Here is a 4,742-nt window from a genome sequence, read left to right as displayed (position 1 = left end):
GTCTCGGCGGCGGCCCACCCGAGCTTGTCCGCCGCCGCCCGTACGGCCTCCCGGTTGCGCCCGCAGACCGCCGACATCACCGGTCGCAGCGGCAGGTCGAAGACCCGGCCCGCGGTGCGCCAGCCCTGGGAGTGGGCCGCGCCCATGAAGGCGTATCCGACCATGCCCACGCCGAGGGCGGGCGGGCTGCTCCGGTTCTCGCTGTCGTCCATGGGACCTCCTCGTCGTCGTCACGCTGTGGTCAGGGCGTGGCGTGTCCGTCAGCTGAAGCCGGTCGGCAGATAGGCGTCGACGTTGTCCTTGGTGACGACGGCGGAGTAGAGGGTGAGGGAGGCGGGGATCTCCAGTCCGGCGAGGCCTCCGACGCCCTTGCCCTGGCCGAGCGCCCGCGCGAGGTCGACGGCGGAGGCGGCCATGGTCGGCGGGTAGAGGACGGTGGCCTTGAGGACGGAGTCGTCGGCCTTGATGGCGTCCATGGCGTGCTTCGACCCGGCGCCGCCGACCATCAGGAACTCGTCCCTCCCGGCCTGCTTGATGGCGCGTTCGGCGCCGACGCCCTGGTCGTCGTCGTGGTTCCACAGGGCGTCGAAGGAGGAGACGGCCTGGAGCAGCTGGGCCATCCTGGACTGTCCGGATTCGACCGTGAACTCGGCCGCCTGGCGGGCGACCTTCCTGATGTTGGGGTAGCTCTTGAGGGCGTCGTCGAAGCCCTGGGTGCGCTGCCGGGTGAGTTCGAGGTTGTCCATCCCGGCCAGCTCGACGACTTCGGCCTTCTTCGTGCCCTTGAGCTTCTCGCCGATGAAGCGGCCCGCGTTGAGGCCCATGCCGTAGTTGTCGCCGCCGATCCAGCAGCGGTAGGCCTGCGGGGAGGCGAAGATCCGGTCGAGGTTGACGACGGGTATGCCCGCGCGCATGGCCTTGAGGCCGACCTGGGTGAGCGCCTTGCCGTCAGCCGGCAGGATCACCAGTACGTCGACCTTCTTGTTGATCAGGGTCTCGATCTGGCCGATCTGCTGTGCGGTGTCGTTCGCCCCCTCGGTGATCTCCAGGGTGACGTCGGAGTACTTCCCCGCCCGCTCCTTGGCGTTCTCGTTGATGGCGTTGAGCCAGCCGTGGTCGGCCTGGGGGCCGGCGAATCCGATGGTGACGGGCTTGCCGGGCGTGTCGTCGACCCCCCCGGCGGACTCCTTCGAACCACTGGTGTCATTGCTCTCGTTGCTCGTGCAGCCGGGCAGAAAGGCTCCGGCGGAGACGGCGGCCGCGGTGCCGAGGAGAAGACGTCTGCGGCTGGTGCGGGGGTGTGCGGGCATGGCGGAGGACCACCCTTCGACTGGGGCCGGGGCATACGGCTCGACCGGGGGCTGGGGACATACGGCCTGCGGGCCTGTCGGCGTACGGGCCCGTCGGCGTACGGGCCTGGGGAGCGCGGGGTGTTACGGGGTTCCGCCGCGTGCGGTGCGGTGCTGGACCAGGACGGCGGCGACGATGATCGCGCCCTTGGCGATCTGCTGGACGTCGCTCTGCAGATTGTTCAGGGCGAACAGATTGGTGATGGTGGTGAAGACCAGTACGCCCAGGACGGAGCCGGTGATGGTGCCGCGACCGCCGCTGAGCAGGGTTCCGCCGATGATCGCGGCGGCGATGGCGTCGAGTTCGTAGAGGTTGCCGTTGGTGTTCTGGCCGGAGCCGGTGAGCACGACGAGCATGAAGGCGGCAATGCCGCAGCAGAGTCCGGAGAGCAGATAGAGCAGCAGCCGCTGGCGTCCGACGTCGATTCCGGCGAGCCGGGCGGCCTCCGCGTTGCCGCCGACGGCGACGGACCGGCGGCCGAACGTCGTACGGTTCAGCAGCACCCAGCCGAGGGCGGTGACGGCGGCGAAGACCAGCACCAGCGGGGGGATGCCGAGGCGGTACGCGCCGGGCAGCCCGAGGTCGAGCACCTCGGTGACGCCGACGACCTGGGTCCTGCCATCGCTGATCTGGAGGGCGAGGCCGCGCGCGGAGGCGAGCATGGCGAGGGTGGCGATGAACGGCACCATGCCGCCGTAGGCGATGAGCACCCCGTTGACCAGCCCGCAGCCGAGGCCGACGAGCACCGCGCACAGCAGCATCCCGCCGAGCCCGTACTCCTGTGTGGCGACGGTGGTCGCCCAGACCGAGGCCAGCGCGACGATCGCCCCGACGGACAGATCGATGCCTCCGCTGATGATGACGAAGGTGACGCCGACGGTGACGACGCCGATGACGGAGGCCTGGGTGAGGACGAGTTGGAGGTTGTCGATGCTCAGGAACTCGTCGGGCCTGGTGGTTCCGCCGACGGCGACCAGAGCGGCCAGGACGCCGAGCAGCGAGAGGTTCCGGAGGTCCGCTCGGTCCCGCAGGGCCCGCAGGGCACCGGGGCTTTCGGCGGGCGCGGCCTCGGCGGGCGCGTCGGACACGGTCCCGGACGAACTCATCGCGTCGGGCTCCCTTCCATGACGAGGTCGAGGATCCGGTGTTCGTCGAGTTCCCGGGCGGGGGCGGTGTGGACGACCCGGCCTTCGCGGAGCACCAGGACCCGGTCGGCGAGGCCCAGGACCTCCGGCACCTCGCTGGAGACGAGCAGGACGGCCACCCCGTCGTCGGCGAGGCGGCGGATGAGGGCGTAGAGCTCGGCGCGGGCACCGACGTCCACACCGCGGGTGGGCTCGTCGAGCAACAGCACCCGACAGCCCCGCAGCAGCCAGCGGGCGAGGACGGCTTTCTGCTGGTTGCCGCCGGAGAGGGTACGGACCGGGCGGTCGGGGTCGTCGGGGCGCAGCGACAGGTCGCGGATGGCGCGGTGGGCGGCGGCGCGCTCGCCCGTACGGTCCAGCCGGCCCGCGCGGGAGAACCGGGTCAGCGAGGAGAGGGAGACGTTGCGGGTGACGGATTCGAGCATCAGCAGGCCCTGGGCCTTGCGTTCCTCGGGGGCGAGGCCGAGCCCGGCGCGGACGGCGCCGATGATGCTGCCGGGGCGCAAGGGGCGGCCGTCGACGAGGACGCGGCCGGTGGTGGGCCGTCGGGCACCGTAGACGGTCTCGAGGATCTCGGAGCGGCCGGATCCGACGAGCCCGGCGAGCCCGACGATCTCACCGGGGCGCAGCTCCAGGTCGACCGGTGCGAACTCGCCCTCGCGGGACAGCCCTTCGACGGAGAGCACCGGTGCGGTGGCGGCGGACGGGCGGTCGGCGGGCCGCCGGGGGAAGGCGTACTCGACGCTGCGGCCGGTCATCAGCGCGACGATCTCGCGGGTGGGGGTGGAACGCGCGGGCAGCCCGCGGGCGGCGGCGCGGCCGTCCTTGAGGACGGTGACGCGGTCGCCGATGCGGCGGATCTCCTCCAGCCGATGGGAGATGTGGACGACGGCGACCCCGTCCGCGGTGAGGGCGGCGACGATACGGAAGAGGTTGTCCACCTCGCCCGGGTCCAGGACGGCGGACGGCTCGTCCATGACGATGAGCCGGGCGTCGTGGGAGAGGGCGCGCGCCATGCTGACGATCTGACGGCCGGCCGCGGACAACCGGCCGACGAGGGTGTCCGGAGCGATCTCGGGGTGGCCGAGGCGGGTCAGCAGGCGCGCGGTACGGGTGCGGGCGCTGCGGGATCGTACGAAGCCCGCGGTGGAGATCTCGTGGCCGAGGTGGACGTTCTCGGAGACGGACAGGTCGTCGACGAGGTCGAGTTCCTGGTGGAGGGTGGCGATGCCGAGGGACAGGGCGGCGGTGGGCGACTTCAGTTGTACGGTCCGGCCGCGCCAGGTGATCTCGCCCTGGTCCGGCTGATGCACCCCGGCGAGCACCTTGATGAGGGTGGACTTACCGGCTCCGTTCTGACCGAGGAGGCAGTGCACCTCACCGGCGGTGACGTCGAGGTCGACTCCGTCGAGGGCGCGGACGCCGGGGAAGGCCTTGGCGATGCCGGACATGGTCAGGAGGGGGACGGGGGGTTGCTCTGGTGCCATGGCGGGGCCTCCTCGGCGGTGGTGGCGCCGGTGGGCGGGAGGATCAGGGCAGGGCGGGCGTCGGTGAGGATGCGCGGTGCTGCGGCGCGGACGGCGCGGACGGTGATGCGGTACGGCTCGTGCGACGGTGCGGTGCGGGACGCGCATCGGTGCGGCGCGGGCGGTGATGCGGTACGGCTCGTGCGACGGTGCGGTGCGGGACGCGCGATGGTGCGGCGCGGACGGTGATGCGGTGATGCGGTGCGGCTCGTACAACGGTGCGGTGCGGGACGCGCGGCGGTACGGGATACGCCGTGCTGCGGAGCGTGCGGGACGCTGACGTCCTGCTGTGGTGCCGGGGAGCGGTGGCGCTGACGTGCTGGTGGTGGGCGGTGGCGCCGAGTTGAGGTGCCTGGCGTCGAGGCGGCGTCGTGGTACGGGTATCGCGCGGTGCTGTCCTGCCGTGATGCCGTCGCCCCGAGTTGAGGTGCCGTGGCGCCGAGAGGGTGCCGTGGTGACGGTGCGGTATCTCGCTGTGCCGTGGTGCTGTGATGCCGAGGTGCCGAGGTGCCGTCGTAGCGAGTCGGGGCGCTGTGGCGCCGACGGCGTTGCCGTGGTGGTGCCTGTACCGCGCGGTGTCGTGCCGTGGTGGCGTGATGCCGAGTTGTGGTGCCGAGGTGCCGAGGTGCCGTGGTGCCTGGAACTGAGCGGTGCCCGGCCTGGCGGGCACCGAACCGGTGTACGCGCGTGGTGCGGCCCCGCGGTGGTCAGGCCGGGGAGT

The 4,742-nt window shown here is 71.9% G+C and carries 3 protein-coding genes and 1 pseudogene; all 4 read right to left on the bottom strand.

Annotation, left to right across the window (positions count from 1 at the left end):
* Nucleotides 1-212: pseudogene (locus ACTWQE_RS33640) on the bottom strand (gfo/Idh/MocA family oxidoreductase); the annotation flags it as partial.
* A gap of 48 nt (nucleotides 213-260) precedes the next feature.
* A complete protein-coding gene (locus tag ACTWQE_RS33635) occupies nucleotides 261-1,310 on the bottom strand; it encodes a substrate-binding domain-containing protein (protein WP_443332889.1) in 1,050 nt (349 codons plus the stop codon).
* A gap of 123 nt (nucleotides 1,311-1,433) precedes the next feature.
* Nucleotides 1,434-2,456 carry an ABC transporter permease gene (locus tag ACTWQE_RS33630; protein ID WP_443332888.1) on the bottom strand — a complete coding sequence of 341 codons (1,023 nt, stop codon included), beginning with the start codon at nucleotides 2,454-2,456 and terminating at the stop codon, nucleotides 1,434-1,436.
* A complete protein-coding gene (locus ACTWQE_RS33625) occupies nucleotides 2,453-3,982 on the bottom strand; it encodes a sugar ABC transporter ATP-binding protein (protein ID WP_443332887.1) in 1,530 nt (509 codons plus the stop codon). Before ACTWQE_RS33625 ends, ACTWQE_RS33630 begins: the two co-directional genes overlap by 4 nt.
* Nucleotides 3,983-4,742 lie beyond the last annotated feature (760 nt).

It is taken from the genome of Streptomyces sp. 8N706, assembly GCF_052245415.1.
GTDB lineage: Bacteria > Actinomycetota > Actinomycetes > Streptomycetales > Streptomycetaceae > Streptomyces.
The sequence above is the reverse complement of the archived record's forward strand: the minus strand, read 5'-3'. Positions and strand labels throughout refer to the sequence as shown.

What these genes read in the sequence shown, in the direction of transcription:
- ACTWQE_RS33630 (WP_443332888.1), bottom strand. Translation starts at nt 2,456, where the DNA reads ATGAGTTCGTCCGGGACCGTGTCCGACGCGCCCGCCGAGGCCGCGCCC.
- ACTWQE_RS33635 (WP_443332889.1), bottom strand. Translation starts at nt 1,310, where the DNA reads ATGCCCGCACACCCCCGCACCAGCCGCAGACGTCTTCTCCTCGGCACC.
- ACTWQE_RS33625 (WP_443332887.1), bottom strand. Translation starts at nt 3,982, where the DNA reads ATGGCACCAGAGCAACCCCCCGTCCCCCTCCTGACCATGTCCGGCATC.